Below are 16,839 nucleotides of genomic sequence, written 5' to 3'. Positions count from 1 at the left end.
AAGCCTCCGTGTCTGATAAGGATACGGAGGCTTTGTTCGTTTTATATCTTTACATATACTTGGATGCCGGCATGGATTGTTCTTGTGTTTTAGACCATGAGTTTTCTGCTGATTTGTAGTGATATCAGGGTGAAATGAACATAAAAAAATGAATATTTTACTCTAAATACTACATAATGAGGATAATTATTCGTATCTTTGTCGCCCGAATAAACAAAAGAAGCTTTGGGAAAGTTTGATAAATACAAAATAGACCTGAAAGGTATGCAAGCAGATTCATGCAAATATGAGTTTGTGCTAGACAACCTTTTCTTTGCCAATATTGATGGACCGGAAGTGCAGAAGGGTAAAGTCAATGTGGTGTTAGTTGTAAAGAAAACATCTCGTGCTTTCGAATTGAACTTCCAGACAGACGGAATGGTGTGGGTGCCATGTGACCGTTGTTTGGACGATATGGAACAGCTTGTCAGCTCGACAGATAAGCTGCTGGTTAAGTTCGGTCATGAATATGCCGAAGAAGGTGACAATCTCATTGTAATTCCCGAAGAGGAAGGTGAGATTAATGTAGCATGGTTTATGTACGAGTTTGTAGCTTTGGCCATCCCCATGAAGCATGTGCATGCTCCGGGTAAGTGTAACAAGGCAATGACCAGCAAATTGAGTAAGCATATGCGCACTACTCCGGATGATGATATGGCTGAGGACACATTTGCTCCGGAAGAAGAGGTGGAGCTGATGAATGAAGAAGAAACGCAGGTAGACCCGCGTTGGGACGAATTAAAGAAAATATTAGATAACAATTAAAGATTAAAGAAAATGGCACATCCTAAGAGAAGACAGTCAAAAACAAGAACTGCGAAGAGAAGAACTCATGATAAAGCAGTAGCTCCTACACTGGCTATTTGCCCGAATTGTGGTGAGTGGCATGTATATCACACTGTATGTGGTGCATGTGGTTACTATAGAGGTAAGCTTGCAGTTGAAAAGGAAGCTGCCGTATAATTACGGTCAGTTTGACTAAAACTTATACTTGAATATCGGGCGTCTAAAAAGATTTGTAATTTAATAAGCAAACCTTTTTAGACTACCGTTGTTTCAGTAGTTCTATAAGTAAACAAGATTTTAATGGAAAAAATAAATGCAGTAATTACAGGAGTCGGCGGTTATGTACCTGATTACGTCTTGACAAACGACGAAATCTCAAGAATGGTGGATACCAATGACGAATGGATTATGACTCGTATCGGAGTAAAGGAAAGACGTATCCTGAATGAAGAAGGGTTAGGTAGTTCCTATATGGCGCGTAAAGCTGCCAAACAGCTGATGCAACGTACTGGCGCGGATCCGGATGATATAGATCTGGTGATTGTAGCTACTTCCACTCCGGATTATCATTTCCCTTCTACAGCTTCTATTTTATGTGATAAGCTAAGGCTGAAAAATGCATATGCTTTTGACTTGCAGGCAGCCTGCAGCGGATTTCTCTATCTGATGGAGACGGCGGCCAATTTCATCCGTTCTGGAAGATATAAGAAGGTTATCATTGTGGGAGCCGACAAGATGTCGTCAATGGTTGATTATACAGACCGTGCTACTTGTCCTATCTTTGGAGACGGCGCTGCAGCTTTCATGCTCGAGCCGACAACAGAAGATGTAGGTATTATGGATGCTATTCTGAGAACCGACGGCAAAGGTTTGCCTTTCCTGCATATGAAAGCGGGTGGGTCGGTTTGTCCTCCCTCTTATTTTACTGTAGACAACCACATGCATTACATTTATCAGGAAGGACGTACTGTGTTTAAGTATGCCGTATCCAATATGTCGGATGTTAGCGCGGCCATTGCCGAGAAAAACGGTCTGACAAAGGATAGCATTGACTGGGTGATTCCGCACCAGGCCAATCTTCGTATCATTGATGCTGTGGCACATCGTCTGGAAGTTCCTCGTGAGAAAGTACTGATTAATATCGAACGTTACGGCAATACCAGTGCTGCTACGTTGCCTCTTTGCATCTGGGACTTTGAAGATAAGCTGAAGAAAGGCGACAACCTTATTTTCACTGCATTCGGCGCAGGATTTACCTGGGGAGCCGTGTATGTGAAGTGGGGATACGACGGAAAGAAGCAGTAACATACTATTGCTAAATATAATATGATAAAAACGCATCCTATTTCGATTCGATGCGTTTTTTTGTCTCAATTCAAATACTGAAGTCATGCACAAAGCAGGTTTTGTAAATATCGTGGGAAATCCGAATGTGGGCAAATCCACATTGATGAACGTTTTGGTGGGTGAGCGCATTTCTATCGCCACTTTCAAGGCGCAGACCACCCGTCATCGGATTATGGGCATCTATAATACGGATGACATGCAAATTGTGTTTTCGGACACTCCGGGTGTATTGAAGCCAAACTATAAGTTACAGGAGTCCATGCTGAATTTCTCCACTTCGGCATTGACGGATGCGGATGTGTTGCTGTATGTGACAGATGTGGTTGAGACTCCCGACAAGCATAATGACTTTGTGGAGAAAGTGGGACACTTGGACGTTCCGGTATTGCTGCTTATCAATAAGATTGATTTAAGCAACCAGGAAAAGCTGGTGGAACTGGTGGAAGCATGGAAGGAATTGCTGCCGAAGGCGGAAATTATTCCTATCTCTGCTACTTCGAAATTTAATGTGGATTATGTCATGAAGCGGGTGAAGGAGCTGTTGCCCGACTCTCCTCCCTATTTCGACAAGGACCAGTGGACGGACAAGCCGGCGCGTTTCTTCGTGACCGAAATAATCCGTGAGAAAATTCTGTTGTACTACGATAAGGAAATCCCTTATTCGGTGGAGGTGATGGTAGAACAGTTTAAGGAGGAGGCAAAGAAGATTCATATCAGTGCCGTAATCTATGTGGAGCGTGATTCGCAAAAAGGTATTATCATAGGCAAGCAGGGGAAGGCTTTGAAGAAAGTGGCTACTGAAGCGCGCCGTGATTTGGAGAGGTTTTTCGGGAAAACGATATTCCTGGAGACGTTTGTGAAAGTTGATAAGGATTGGCGGAGTTCGGACAAGGAACTGCGTAATTTTGGTTATCAGCTGGATTAAGAGTTATTCATACGACTGTGACAGTCGCAAAAAACAAAGAGTGTGAACTATGGGAAATTTAGTTGCAATCGTAGGACGTCCCAATGTGGGAAAGTCTACATTATTTAACCGTCTGACCAAGACACGTCAGGCAATTGTGAATGAGGAAGCGGGAACCACCCGTGACCGCCAATATGGAAAGACCGAATGGTTGGGACGTGAGTTCTCCGTGGTAGATACCGGCGGTTGGGTAGTGAACTCTGATGATATTTTCGAAGAAGAGATTCGTAAGCAGGTATTGATGGCGGTGGACGAAGCCGACGTGATACTGTTCGTGGTGGATGTGATGAACGGGGTTACGGACCTCGACGAGCAGGTAGCTGCCATCTTGCGTCGTGCCAAGAAGCCTGTGTTGCTGGTTGCCAATAAGACTGATAATCATGAACTGCAATACAATGCTCCTGAGTTTTACAGTTTGGGTTTGGGTGACCCTTATTGTATTTCTGCTGTAACGGGTAGCGGTACGGGCGATATGATGGACCTTATCGTCAGCAAGTTCAAGAAGGAATCTGATGAAATTCTGGACGAGGATATTCCCCGCTTTGCAGTAGTGGGACGCCCTAATGCCGGAAAGTCTTCCATAGTCAATGCCTTTATTGGAGAAGACCGCAACATCGTGACGGAGATTGCCGGTACCACGCGCGATTCTATCTATACCCGCTACAATAAATTCGGTTTTGATTTCTACCTGGTAGATACGGCGGGTATCCGTAAGAAGAACAAGGTGAATGAGGATTTGGAGTACTACTCTGTAATCCGTTCCATTCGTTCCATTGAGAATGCAGATGTATGTATTTTGATGGTAGACGCTACGCGTGGCATCGAAAGCCAGGATTTGAATATCTTCTCCTTGATACAGAAGAATGCCAAGGGGCTGGTGGTTGTGGTGAACAAGTGGGACTTGGTGAAGGACAAGACTGTGAAGGTGATGAAGACTTTCGAAGATGCTATCCGCAACCGTTTCGCTCCGTTTGTGGATTTTCCTATCATCTTTGCTTCGGCACTGACCAAACAGCGTATTCTGAAGGTATTGGAAGAGGCGCGTGATGTGTACGAAAATCGTATGACGCGTATTCCGACAGCTCGTTTGAACGAGGAAATGCTGCCGCTTATCGAGGCGTATCCACCCCCTTCAATTAAGGGTAAGTATATCAAGATAAAGTATATTACGCAGTTGCCCAATACCCAGGTGCCGTCATTTGTTTATTTTGCAAATCTTCCACAATATGTGAAAGAGCCTTACAGACGATTCCTGGAAAATAAGATGCGTGAGAAATGGAAGTTGACCGGAACTCCGATAAATATCTATATCCGGCAGAAGTAAAATATATCGTGATGATATAGTCGATTCTATTAACTGGTTTTATGAAGAGAAAGCGTCCGGAACATAGCTTCCGGACGCTTTCTTATGTAATAGGTTAGAAAATGAGGTGTGGTTTTATCCTTCAAGGTTCTGTATCTCCACTTCTTTGACTTTCCGGAATAGGTCAGATGCAAATATGAAACTGTTCAACCGCTCGTTGGTGGAAGTGAAGATATCGTCTTTATTGCCTTCCCATTCTTTGTGTCCTTCGTAAATATAGATGATTTTTTCTCCGATACCCATTACAGAGTTCATGTCATGAGTGTTGATGAGAGTAGTCATATTGTATTCTCGGGTTATATCTTGTATCAGTTCGTCGATGACAAGCGAGGTCTTGGGGTCAAGTCCTGAATTCGGCTCGTCACAAAACAAGTATTGCGGGTTTAGGGCAATGGCACGGGCAATGGCTACGCGTTTCTGCATACCGCCGCTGATTTCTCCGGGAAATTTGTCTTTGGCTTCAATCAGGTTTACACGCTCCAAGCAGAACATGGCACGACGAGTCCGATCGCGCAGGGTATCGTTGCTGAACATGTTCAGTGGAAACATCACATTGTCCAGTACCGTCATGGAATCGAACAGCGCGGCACTTTGGAAAATCATTCCCATTTCCCGGCGGAGCGCTTTCTTTTCCTTCTTTCCCATGGCGAGGAAGTTGCGGTGGTCATACAACAGTTCTCCTTTGTCCGGTGTCAGCAGACCCACGATACATTTCATGAGTACGGTTTTTCCCGAACCGCTCTGCCCTATAATCAGGTTGGTCTTTCCATTCTCGAAAGTGGCATTGATATCTTTCAGTACCTCTTTTTCTTCAAATGATTTGCAAAGTCCTTTCAGTTCAATCATCCCATTAAAAGTTGAGTTAATATTAGGTCGGCGAATAAGATAAGTACGCTGCTGCATACTACGGAGTCGGTGGACGCCTTGCCCACTTCGATGGAACCGCCTTCGACGGTGTAACCGAAGAATGCCGATACGCTGGCAATGATAAAGGCAAAGAACAGTGACTTGATGATGCCGCACCAAATAAACCATTCGACAAACATGTACTGCAAGCCGTATTCCAAATCTACCGCCGACATGATGCCGCCGAACCAGCAAGTACAGAAGGCACCTATGATGCCGGCGAATATACTGAACGTCACCATCAGTGGAATGGTTGTCACCATAGCGGCAATTTTCGGTAGGATGAGATAGTTGGCAGAATTGACACCCATAATTTCAAGGGCGTCTATCTGCTGGGTGACTCGCATGGTGCCCAGCTCCGAGGCGATGTTTGACCCGACCTTTCCTGCCAGAATCAGACACATGATGGAGGAGGAGAATTCCAGCAGCATGATTTCTCGGGTTACATATCCCACTGTCCATCGAGGCATGAAAGGACTCTCGATGTTCAACTTTATCTGTATGGTGATTACAGCTCCGATGAAGAACGATATCAGCAATACGATGCCGATAGAGTTCACGCCGAGCTGTTCCAACTCGTTGACATATTGGCGGAAAAACATACGCATACGTTCGGGACGGGCAAATACGCGTCCCATCAGTATGATATATCGTCCCACTGTCTTAAGTGCTTTAAACATAACATATAAGTATTTGAATGCAAATGTACACTATTTCGGCTTATTTTTGCTACATTTGCGGCGAAAACCTTTAGAGTATGGAAGAAGAAAAAGGCATAAAGGACAATGTAGAGGAAGTTAAGGAAAATCTGCAGGTCGGACCAAGCTTGACTGCCGGGGCAGAGCCACGGGAGGAAGGTAGCATGGTGCTGCGTACGGAGGATTTGGTGAAAAAGTACGGAAAGCGTACGGTAGTGAGCCATGTGTCCATTGATGTGAAGCAAGGGGAGATTGTCGGTTTGCTGGGGCCGAATGGCGCCGGTAAGACAACTTCGTTTTATATGACCGTAGGGCTGATTACTCCCAATGAGGGACGTATCTTCTTGAATGATTTGGATATAACGAAATATCCGGTATACAAGCGTGCGCAGACGGGTATCGGTTATTTGGCGCAGGAGGCTTCCGTGTTCCGTCAAATGAGTGTGGAAGACAATATTGCATCTGTACTGGAAATGACCGACAAGCCTTTGGAGTATCAGAAAGACAAGCTGGAGAGTCTGATTGCAGAGTTCCGCTTGCAGAAGGTAAGGAAGAACAAGGGTAACCAGTTGTCAGGTGGCGAGCGGCGCCGTACAGAAATTGCCCGTTGTCTGGCCATTGACCCCAAATTTATTATGTTGGACGAGCCTTTTGCCGGTGTAGACCCGATTGCAGTGGAGGATATTCAGCAGATTGTGTGGAAGTTGAAAGATAGGAATATCGGCATTTTGATTACTGACCACAATGTGCAGGAGACGCTGAGCATTACCGATCGTGCTTATCTGCTGTTTGAAGGAAAAATTCTGTTCCAGGGTACGCCGGAAGAGTTGGCCGAGAATAAGATTGTACGTGAAAAGTATCTGAGTAATAGCTTCGTACTTCGTCGCAAGGATTTTATGAAGTAATCCCGGATACTGTCGATTGATAGAAATAAAAAAAGACCACTCATTCAGTGGCCTTTTTTTATTTCTCCTTAAATCTCTATGATTAATATTTTGGAGGTCTTGCTTCTTTCACTACCATTTGGCGGCCGAAGAATTCAGCACCGTCTAGTTCGGCAATAGCTTTAGCTGCAGCAGCGTCATCTTCCATTTCTACAAAAGCGATGCCTCTGAAACGTCCGGTGGTGCGGTCATTGATAAATTTTACAGAAGATACTGTGCCGTAATCTTCCATTGCCTTCTGCAGGTCACTCTCCTTAACGCGGTAGTTAAGGTTTCCAACATAAATGTTCATAATGAAATTGATAAAATAAATATAATGAATAAAACTCTCTTGGAAGGAAGGCTGAATAATAAATGGATTACAACGACAGAGAGTTTACAAAAGCGTTCTTGAAAACGGAAGTAAAAACCATGTAATGGAAATCGAAAAACTAATGCGCCATCATTCCGCGACAAAGAAACGCATAAAATTCGGATAAACAATGTTTTTCCTTAATTATTTTTGTAGATTGTCGTGCCTTCGGGCATCTCCCATTTCTCTTCATAGAAACTGGACGGTTCGGTTTATCATCGTCTTTTCCCTGAGTATCTTTCCCGTAAACGTCCTCCGTTGTCAGCCCGATGGTTGGGCTCTTCTACCGCTCTATCCAAGAATTAAACTGAAATAAATCGGCAATGTTCTTTTGATAATTGAAAGAATAACGCTAATTTTGCACGCCCATTTGAGATATGGAACAAAGTATAAATCAAATAAATAATTGTCAGAATGAACGTTTCATTACAAAACATTGACAAAGTAAGCGCACTGCTTACTGTAAAGCTTGAGAAAGCAGATTATCAGGAAAAAGTAGACAAATCATTGAAGAGCTTCCGTCAGAAGGCACAGATTCCCGGTTTCCGTAAGGGAATGGTTCCTATGAGCTTAGTTAAGAAAATGTATGGTAAGTCTGCATTGGCTGAAGAGGTGAACAAGCTGCTTTCAGAAACAGTATATAAGTATATCCAGGACAATAAGGTAAATATATTGGGCGAGCCTTTGCCCAACGAAGACAAGCAGCAGGAAATTGATTTCGATACTATGGAAGAGTTCGAATTCTTGTTTGATATTGCTTTGGCTCCGGAATTTAAAGCTGAAGTCAGTGCAAAAGATAAGGTAGATTACTATACTATTGAAGTTACAGACGAAATGGTGGATAACCAGGTCAAGGCTTACACTCAACGTAACGGCAAGTATGACAAGGTAGACGTTTACGAGGACAATGACATGCTGAAAGGTTTGCTTGCTGAACTGGATGAAGAAGGTAATACCAAAGAGGGTGGTATTCAGGTGGAAGGTGCTGTAATGATGCCTTCGTACATGAAAAATGATGAACAGAAATCTATCTTTGCCGGTGCAAAAGTGAACGATGTGCTTGTATTCAATCCGAATACTGCTTGGGACGGAAATGCTGCCGAATTGTCTTCTTTATTGAAGATTGACAAGGAAGCTGCTCCCGAAGTAAAATCCAATTTCAGCTTCCAGGTAGAAGAAATCACACGTTTCGTTCCGGGTGACTTGACTCAGGAAATTTTCGACCAGGTATTTGGCGAAGGTAATGTGAAAACGGAAGAGGAATTCCGTGCCAAAGTGAAGGAAGTTATTGCCAACCAGTTCGTGGCAGACAGTGACTATAAGTTCTTGATTGACGCACGTAAGATGCTGACAGAGAAAGTAGGCAAGCTGGAATTCCCGGATGCATTACTGAAGCGCATTATGCGTCTGAACAATCCTGACAAGGAAGAAAGCTTTGTAGAGGACAACTATGACAAGAGCATCGAAGAGCTGACTTGGCACCTGATTAAAGAACAGCTGGTGAAAGCCAATGATATCAAGGTTGAGCAGGAAGACATCACAAACATGGCTAAGGAAGCTACCCGCGCACAGTTTGCACAATATGGTATGATGAGTGTGCCTGAAGAAATCCTGGAAAACTACTCAAAGGAAATGCTTAAGAAGAAAGAGAGCATAGAAGGCTTGGTTAATCGTGTGGTTGAATCTAAATTGGCTGCAGCATTGAAGTCTCAGGTGGAACTGGAGCATAAGAACGTTTCTGCTGAAGAGTTCAATAAGATGTTTGCATAAGAGTAATGTGAGCCTACGGCTAAAATTTATAAAGAAACACAGAGTTTGACAAACTATAACTCTGTGTTTTTTTGTGTCTCTGTGTTCTTTTTTGTTTCTTTGTATCCTTATAAATTAAAAAATAGAAAGAAATGGATGATTTTAGAAAATACGCTACCAAGCATCTTGGTATGAACAGTTTGGTGCTGGACGATGTGATTAAATCACAAGCCGGCTATTTGAATCCCTATATCCTCGAGGAACGCCAGCTCAATGTAACGCAGTTGGACGTGTTTTCCCGTCTGATGATGGACCGCATCATTTTCCTCGGTACGCAGGTTGATGACTATACAGCCAATACTTTGCAGGCTCAGTTGCTTTATCTGGATTCGGTGGATCCGGGCAAGGATATTTCCATCTATATCAATTCGCCGGGCGGTTCGGTATATGCCGGTCTGGGTATTTATGATACCATGCAGTTCATCAGTAGTGATGTGGCTACCATCTGTACTGGAATGGCGGCAAGCATGGCAGCCGTATTGCTGGTTGCCGGTGCCGAAGGCAAACGCTCCGCATTGACCCACTCCCGCGTGATGATACACCAGCCGATGGGAGGTGCCCAGGGGCAGGCCTCGGATATTGAAATCACGGCACGTGAAATCCAGAAGTTGAAGAAAGAACTTTATACCATTATCGCCGACCACTCCCACACTCCCTTTGACAAGGTATGGGCAGATTCTGACCGTGACTACTGGATGACAGCCCAGGAGGCCAAAGAATATGGTATGGTAGATGAGGTTTTGATTAAAAAATAAATATGGCAGATTCAAGAAAGAATAAAAATAGATGCAGTTTTTGCGGTCGCACCGAAGATGAAGTCGGATTTCTCATAACGGGGATGAATGGCTATATCTGCGACAGTTGCGCCACCCAGGCTTATGAGATTACTCAGGAGGCTTTGGGGGCTGGCAAGAAGGCAAGTGCCACGAAGCTGAATCTGAAAGAACTTCCTAAACCCGTAGAAATAAAGAAGTTCCTCGATCAATATGTCATTGGTCAGGACGATGCCAAGCGTTTCTTGTCTGTGTCGGTGTACAACCATTACAAACGTCTGCTCCAGAAGGACGGCGGTGATGATGTGGAAATTGAAAAATCGAACATCATCATGGTAGGCAGTACCGGTACAGGAAAGACGTTATTGGCGCGTACTATCGCCAAGTTGCTGCATGTTCCTTTTACTATTGTAGATGCAACGGTTCTGACAGAGGCAGGTTATGTGGGTGAGGACATTGAAAGCATTTTGACGCGTCTGCTCCAGGTGGCGGATTATAACGTGCCCGAGGCAGAGCAAGGTATCGTGTTTATTGATGAGATAGACAAAATAGCACGCAAGGGTGATAATCCTTCCATTACCCGTGATGTGAGTGGTGAAGGCGTGCAGCAGGGATTGCTGAAACTGCTGGAGGGTTCTGTGGTGAATGTGCCTCCTCAGGGTGGGCGCAAGCATCCCGACCAGAAAATGATTCCGGTCAATACCAAGAATATCCTGTTCATTTGCGGTGGGGCTTTCGATGGCATTGAAAAGAAAATTGCCCAGCGGCTGAATACGCACGTTGTCGGGTATAGCGCTGTACGCAATACGGCAACCATTGATAAGAGCAACATGATGCAGTACATTGCTCCGCAGGATTTGAAGTCGTTCGGACTGATTCCCGAGATTATCGGCCGCCTTCCGGTGCTGACTTATCTGAATCCGTTGGACCGTGCGGCATTGCGCTCCATTCTTACGGAACCGAAGAATTCCATCATCAAGCAATACATCAAACTGTTTGAGATGGACAATGTGAAGCTGACGTTTGAAGATGCTGTATTTGAATATATCGTGGATAAAGCGGTAGAATATAAGTTGGGAGCCCGCGGCTTGCGTTCCATTGTGGAGACAATTATGATGGATGCCATGTTCGAAATTCCGTCAGAACAGAAGGACAATTTTGTTGTGACGTTGGACTACGCCAAGCGCCAGCTTGAAAAGGCAAATATAGCACGACTGCAAAGTGCTTAAGAATCAGATGGTAATACGGGGTAAAACCGACTATTTTACTTTTTATTGAAAAATATTCGATGGATTATGCTTGAAATTTAAGAAGTTGTTTATAACTTTGTTAGGGTTCTTTGTGAAAACAAGGCGGAGTACCACTATTAAAAGTTAACTCAATAAACAACAACCTAATGAATCATGGCAGGGAAGAAGATTAATTTGACAGACCAGCTGAAGAAATACTTCGGGTTCGACACATTTAAAGGAAATCAGGAAGCAATCATAGAGAATCTGTTGGCAGGTAATGATACATTCGTGTTGATGCCTACCGGTGGAGGAAAATCTTTATGCTATCAGTTGCCTTCTTTATTGATGGAAGGCACGGGTATCGTGATTTCTCCTCTGATTGCCTTGATGAAGAATCAGGTCGATGCGATGCGTAACTTCAGCGAAGAGGATGGGATAGCCCACTTCATCAATTCTTCCCTAAACAAGAGTGCGATAGATCAGGTCCGGTCCGACATACTCAGTGGCAAGACAAAGCTGTTGTATGTGGCTCCGGAATCACTGACGAAGGAAGAGAATGTGGAGTTTCTGAAAACGGTGAAGATTTCGTTCTATGCCGTGGACGAAGCCCATTGTATCTCTGAATGGGGCCATGACTTCCGTCCTGAGTATCGCCGCATCCGTCCCATTATCAATGAAATAGGAAAAGCCCCTCTGATAGCGTTGACTGCGACGGCTACACCGAAAGTGCAGCATGACATCCAGAAGAATCTGGGTATGGTGGATGCGCAGGTGTTCAAGTCATCGTTCAACCGCCCGAATCTCTATTATGAGGTACGCCCCAAGACTGCAAATGTAGACCGGGACATCATCAAGTTCATTAAGAACAATCCCGAAAAGTCAGGCATTATCTATTGCCTGAGCCGGAAGAAAGTGGAGGAACTTGCTGAAATCCTGCAGGCAAACGGAATCAATGCCCGTGCCTATCATGCCGGAATGGATTCGGCTACACGAACACAGAACCAGGATGATTTCCTGATGGAAAAAATTGATGTGATTGTAGCTACCATTGCTTTTGGTATGGGGATTGACAAACCGGATGTGCGCTATGTCATTCATTACGATATACCTAAAAGTCTGGAAGGATATTACCAGGAGACCGGACGTGCCGGAAGAGATGGGGGAGAAGGGCAGTGTATTACTTTCTATACCAATAAAGACTTGCAGAAGCTCGAGAAGTTTATGCAAGGAAAACCTGTAGCAGAGCAGGAAATTGGCAAGCAGCTTCTGCTGGAGACTGCTGCGTATGCCGAATCTTCCGTATGCCGCCGAAAGGCGTTGCTTCATTACTTCGGTGAAGAATATATGGAAGAAAATTGTGGTAATTGTGACAACTGTTTAAATCCGAAAAAACAAGTGGAAGCTCAAGAATTATTGTGTACCGTGATTGAAGCTATTCTCGCGGTGAAAGAAAATTTTAAAGCGGACTATATTATAGACATAATACAAGGTAAGGAAACTTCAGAGGTGCAGGCGCATCTGCACGAAGATCTTGAAGTGTTCGGCTCTGGTATGGGCGAAGAAGACAAAACGTGGAATGCTGTGATCCGTCAGGCGCTTATTGCCGGTTATCTGAGTAAGGATGTCGAAAACTATGGCTTGCTGAAAGTGACGGATGACGGTAGGAAGTTCCTTAAACATCCCAAATCATTCAAGATAGTGGAAGACAATGACTTTGAGGATGTGGAAGAGGAAGCACCTGCACGTGGAGGCGGTGCGTGTGCGGTAGACCCGGCATTGTACTCCATGTTGAAGGACTTACGAAAGAAGTTGTCCAAGAAGTTGGAAGTTCCTCCTTATGTCATTTTCCAGGATCCGTCTTTGGAAGCGATGGCGACCATATATCCGGTGACTTTGGACGAGTTGCAGAACATACCGGGTGTAGGAGCCGGAAAGGCAAAACGCTACGGCGAGGAATTCTGTAAACTCATTAAGCGGCACTGTGAGGAGAATGAGATTGAACGTCCCGAGGACTTGCGTGTGCGTACTGTGGCCAATAAGTCAAAAATGAAGGTGGCCATCATTCAGGCCATTGATCGTAAGGTGGCATTGGATGACATTGCCATGTCAAAGGGCATTGAGTTTGAAGAGCTGCTGGATGAGATAGAAGCTATCGTCTACTCCGGAACGAAATTGAATATCGACTATTTCTTGGAGGATATTATGGATGAAGACCACTTGCTGGATATCTATGATTATTTCAAGGAATCTACCACTGATAAGATTGACGATGCTCTGGATGAGTTGGGTGATGACTTTACGGAAGAAGAGGTACGTTTGGTACGCATCAAGTTTATTTCAGAGATGGCAAACTGATTGGTTTTAGTTGATAAAAAAGAAAAAAATGTTGCGTGCAAGTATACGGAATGGAATAAAAACCGTATATTTGCACGCAATAAATTTTAAACGCATAGCCCTATGTCATTTATTGCTGATAAGATTGTAATGGATGGATTAACTTATGACGACGTACTGTTAATCCCCGCTTATTCTGAAGTCTTGCCTAAAACAGTCGAACTCTCGACTAAGTTTTCACGAAACATTGAGTTAAAAATCCCGTTTGTAACTGCTGCCATGGATACGGTTACCGAAGCGAAGATGGCTATTGCCATTGCCCGCGAAGGTGGTATCGGAGTTATTCATAAGAATATGTCCATTGAGGAGCAGGCACGTCAGGTAGCTATTGTGAAGCGTGCTGAAAACGGTATGATTTATGACCCGGTGACTATCAAGAGAGGTTCTACGGTAGCTGATGCGCTGGCTTTGATGGCTGAATACAAGATTGGTGGTATTCCGGTGGTAGATGATGAAAGATATTTGGTAGGCATTGTTACCAATCGTGACCTTCGTTTTGAGAAAGATATGAATAAGCGTATCGATGAGGTAATGACTAAGGAGAACATCATTACTACCAATCCTACGACGGATATGGAGGCTGTTTCTCAAATTCTGCAAGAACATAGAATCGAGAAGTTGCCGGTAGTAGATAAAGACAACAAATTGGTAGGTCTGATTACCTATAAGGATATTACCAAGGCAAAGGATAAACCTATGGCGTGCAAGGATAGCAAAGGTCGTCTGCGCGTTGCTGCCGGAGTGGGAGTGACGAATGACACTTTGGAGCGCATGCGGGCTTTGGTGGATGCAGGGGCGGATGCCATTGTCATTGATACGGCTCACGGACATTCCAAGGGGGTTATTGAAAAATTGAAAGAAGCCAAGGCTAACTTCCCTCATATTGATATTGTTGTTGGTAATATTGCTACCGGTGAAGCTGCGAAGGCATTGGTCGAGGCTGGTGCTGATGGAGTAAAGGTGGGCATCGGTCCGGGTTCCATCTGCACTACCCGTGTAGTTGCCGGTGTGGGTGTTCCTCAGTTGTCTGCGGTTTATGATGTGGCAAAGGCACTGAAGGACACGGGTATTCCTTTGATTGCCGATGGCGGTTTGCGTTACTCGGGCGACGTAGTGAAGGCGTTGGCTGCCGGTGGTTACAGCGTGATGATCGGTTCGCTGGTTGCCGGAACGGAAGAGTCTCCGGGCGATACGATTATTTTCAACGGTCGTAAGTTCAAGTCCTATCGGGGTATGGGGTCGCTGGAAGCTATGGAAAATGGTTCCAAGGACCGCTACTTCCAAAGCGGTACCAGTGACGTGAAGAAATTGGTTCCAGAGGGCATTGCTGCCCGCGTTCCTTATAAAGGTACTTTGTATGAAGTGATTTATCAGTTGGTTGGCGGTCTGCGTGCCGGTATGGGCTATTGCGGTGCAGCCAATATAGAGAAACTGCACGATGCCAAGTTTACCCGCATTACTAATGCAGGTGTACTCGAAAGCCATCCGCATGATGTATCTATAACCAGTGAGGCACCGAACTATAGCCGTCCAGAGTAAGATAATAACAAAATAATAGTGAATGCCCGGAGAGAGATTGCCGCTTTCCGGGCATTTTGTTTATATTTGCAGCCGTATAAAAAGAACGGATGGCGCTTATGGTTAGATTGTTTTGGGTGTTTTTCTTCCTCGGGTTCGGATTGGCTGTTTCGGCCCAGGACGATCCGGTACTGATGCGTATCAATGGAAAGGAGGTCTTCCGTTCTGAATTCGAACGTAGCTATAATAAGGGCGGTACCTCTGTCGGTGCAGGCCGGAAGGCATTGGATGCATATGTGAATAAGTTTATAGACTTCAGGCTGAAAATAGAGGCTGCCGAAGTTGCGGGATTGGATACTTCCCGTGTCTTCCAGAAGGAGCAGGATGAGTATCGCCGCTGTCTGATTAAATCATACTTGACAGATGAGGAGACGGCAGAGCAGGAGGCACGGCAGTATTATGACAAGATGAAATCCGGCCGGCGTGCGGGCCGGGTATATGTGAAGCATATTTTTAAATATCTTCCCCAGAATATTTCCGGTCATACCTTGCGTGAGATGGAGTCCAGGATGGATTCTATCTACAGGGCTCTTGCAAAGGAAGGGGGAGCTGTGCCGTCTTTCGATGCTTGCGTCGAGCAATTTTCCGATGAGAAGAAAGCGTTTTGGGTGGGTTGGCTGCAGATGCCGGTGGAGTTTGAGGATATTGTATTCGGGTTGAATGCCGGAGAGATTTCCCGTCCGTTCCTCACTCCTCAAGGCATTCATATCGTGAAAGTACTCGAACAGCAGGAAATCCTTCCTTTTGAGAGGATGAAGGACAAGATAATCCGTTGTCAAACCCGTCGTCATGGAATGGATAAAGGAACGCGGGCTTTTGTGGATAAACTGAAGAAAGAATATCACTATATGCCGGATAAAGCCGGTATCGACGAACTGCTGGCCAAAGGAAGCACTTCCCGTGTATTGTTTACACTGGATGGCAAGGCATACGGTGGAAAAGAGTTTGCCGGATTTGCCGCTGTTTATCCGGCAGGGACGCGCAGACAGTTGGAGGCTTTTACAGTAAAAACGATTCTGGACTATGAAAACTCCCGTCTGGAATTGAAGCATCCCGAATTCTGTGCGTTGGTGCAGGGGCATCGTGACAGCATGTTGCTTGCCGAAATCACTGACCGTGAAGTGGGAAAGAGGAGTGTGGTGGATGAAGCGGGATTGAAAGCATATTTTGAGGCGCACCGTTCGGACTTCCATTGGGACGAACCGCGTTATAAGGGTATTGTGCTGCATTGTACTACCAAGCGGGTGGCGAAGCAAGTACGGAAATTTCTGAAACAGATTCCGGAAGAGGAGTGGATGGATGCCATCCGTCTCACTTTCAATGCCGGCGATACTCCCAAGGTGCGGGCAGAGCAAGGATTATTTGCTCCCGGTGATAATGCATATGTGGATGAATTGGTGTTCAAAGGGAAGAATGCAACCCCGGTTTTGTCATTTCCCTTTACTGCTGTACAAGGTCGTAAGCAGAAGGGACCAGATAGTTGGCAAGAGGTGCGAGAGCCGCTCGTAACCGCTTATCGGAACTATTTGGAAACGCATTGGGTGGCAAAGTTGCGTGCTGCCGGTAAGGTTGAAATTGACCAAGAGGTTTTAAAAACCGTTAATAATCACTGATGCAACCGATTAAAACACTATCTTCGTACCTCAAAACGAAG

Annotated in this window: 15 protein-coding genes; 12 read left to right on the top strand and 3 right to left on the bottom strand. The window is 44.9% G+C overall.

The window, feature by feature from the left end; all coding sequences use genetic code 11:
• Positions 1 to 225: 225 nt before the first annotated feature.
• The 5 genes from DW896_RS16430 (at position 226) to der (ending at position 4,460) form a co-directional block, all read left to right on the top strand.
• Positions 226 to 804, top strand: coding sequence for a DUF177 domain-containing protein (locus DW896_RS16430; protein WP_005829530.1), 579 nt, complete (start codon positions 226 to 228; stop codon positions 802 to 804).
• Between the two features lie 12 nt (positions 805 to 816).
• The gene (gene rpmF, locus DW896_RS16425; protein ID WP_004288267.1) at positions 817 to 1,002 is read left to right on the top strand and encodes a 50S ribosomal protein L32; all 186 of its coding nucleotides are present in this window, start codon (positions 817 to 819) and stop codon (positions 1,000 to 1,002) included.
• Positions 1,003 to 1,125: 123 nt separating this feature from the next.
• The gene (locus tag DW896_RS16420) at positions 1,126 to 2,130 is read left to right on the top strand and encodes a beta-ketoacyl-ACP synthase III (protein ID WP_005829534.1); all 1,005 of its coding nucleotides are present in this window, start codon (positions 1,126 to 1,128) and stop codon (positions 2,128 to 2,130) included.
• Between the two features lie 85 nt (positions 2,131 to 2,215).
• A complete protein-coding gene (gene era / locus DW896_RS16415; protein ID WP_005829536.1) occupies positions 2,216 to 3,097 on the top strand; it encodes a GTPase Era in 882 nt (293 codons plus the stop codon).
• Between the two features lie 49 nt (positions 3,098 to 3,146).
• The gene (gene der / locus DW896_RS16410; RefSeq protein ID WP_005829538.1) at positions 3,147 to 4,460 is read left to right on the top strand and encodes a ribosome biogenesis GTPase Der; all 1,314 of its coding nucleotides are present in this window, start codon (positions 3,147 to 3,149) and stop codon (positions 4,458 to 4,460) included.
• 114 nt (positions 4,461 to 4,574) lie between these two features.
• Here der and DW896_RS16405 read toward each other — a convergent pair whose 3' ends face one another.
• On the bottom strand, positions 4,575 to 5,345 hold the full coding sequence (locus tag DW896_RS16405) for an ABC transporter ATP-binding protein (protein WP_005829539.1): 771 nt from the start codon (positions 5,343 to 5,345) through the stop codon (positions 4,575 to 4,577).
• Positions 5,342 to 6,085 carry an ABC transporter permease gene (locus DW896_RS16400; protein ID WP_005829541.1) on the bottom strand — a complete coding sequence of 248 codons (744 nt, stop codon included), beginning with the start codon at positions 6,083 to 6,085 and terminating at the stop codon, positions 5,342 to 5,344. Before DW896_RS16400 ends, DW896_RS16405 begins: the two co-directional genes overlap by 4 nt.
• A 182-nt stretch (positions 6,086 to 6,267) precedes the next feature.
• Between DW896_RS16400 and lptB the strand changes: the two genes are divergently transcribed.
• Positions 6,268 to 7,008, top strand: coding sequence for an LPS export ABC transporter ATP-binding protein (gene lptB, locus DW896_RS16395; protein ID WP_034523256.1), 741 nt, complete (start codon positions 6,268 to 6,270; stop codon positions 7,006 to 7,008).
• A gap of 82 nt (positions 7,009 to 7,090) precedes the next feature.
• Here the strand turns inward: lptB and DW896_RS16390 are convergent, their stop codons facing one another.
• Positions 7,091 to 7,339: an RNA-binding protein gene (locus tag DW896_RS16390; RefSeq protein ID WP_005829545.1), complete on the bottom strand. Its 249-nt coding sequence runs from the start codon at positions 7,337 to 7,339 to the stop codon at positions 7,091 to 7,093.
• Between the two features lie 474 nt (positions 7,340 to 7,813).
• On the opposite strand from DW896_RS16390, the gene tig reads away from it, so the two are divergent.
• The 6 genes from tig (at position 7,814) to DW896_RS16360 (ending at position 16,798) form a co-directional block, all read left to right on the top strand.
• Positions 7,814 to 9,169, top strand: coding sequence for a trigger factor (gene tig / locus DW896_RS16385; protein ID WP_009037816.1), 1,356 nt, complete (start codon positions 7,814 to 7,816; stop codon positions 9,167 to 9,169).
• Between the two features lie 131 nt (positions 9,170 to 9,300).
• Complete coding sequence (clpP, locus tag DW896_RS16380) at positions 9,301 to 9,963, top strand: ATP-dependent Clp endopeptidase proteolytic subunit ClpP (RefSeq protein WP_005829555.1); 663 nt, start codon at positions 9,301 to 9,303, stop codon at positions 9,961 to 9,963.
• A 2-nt stretch (positions 9,964 to 9,965) separates the two neighbouring features.
• Positions 9,966 to 11,210: an ATP-dependent Clp protease ATP-binding subunit ClpX gene (gene clpX / locus DW896_RS16375; RefSeq protein ID WP_005829557.1), complete on the top strand. Its 1,245-nt coding sequence runs from the start codon at positions 9,966 to 9,968 to the stop codon at positions 11,208 to 11,210.
• A gap of 174 nt (positions 11,211 to 11,384) precedes the next feature.
• The gene (recQ, locus tag DW896_RS16370) at positions 11,385 to 13,568 is read left to right on the top strand and encodes a DNA helicase RecQ (protein ID WP_009037817.1); all 2,184 of its coding nucleotides are present in this window, start codon (positions 11,385 to 11,387) and stop codon (positions 13,566 to 13,568) included.
• A 102-nt stretch (positions 13,569 to 13,670) separates the two neighbouring features.
• Positions 13,671 to 15,146 (top strand): IMP dehydrogenase, encoded by a 1,476-nt coding sequence (guaB, locus tag DW896_RS16365; protein WP_009037818.1) that lies wholly within the window; start codon positions 13,671 to 13,673, stop codon positions 15,144 to 15,146.
• A gap of 89 nt (positions 15,147 to 15,235) precedes the next feature.
• A complete protein-coding gene (locus tag DW896_RS16360) occupies positions 15,236 to 16,798 on the top strand; it encodes a peptidylprolyl isomerase (protein WP_009037819.1) in 1,563 nt (520 codons plus the stop codon).
• Positions 16,799 to 16,839 lie beyond the last annotated feature (41 nt).

This window comes from Bacteroides sp. AM41-16, from assembly GCF_003603495.1.
Taxonomy (GTDB): domain Bacteria; phylum Bacteroidota; class Bacteroidia; order Bacteroidales; family Bacteroidaceae; genus Bacteroides; species Bacteroides uniformis.
Note: the sequence above shows the minus strand (reverse complement) of the source record. Positions and strands in the feature narration are given on the sequence as shown.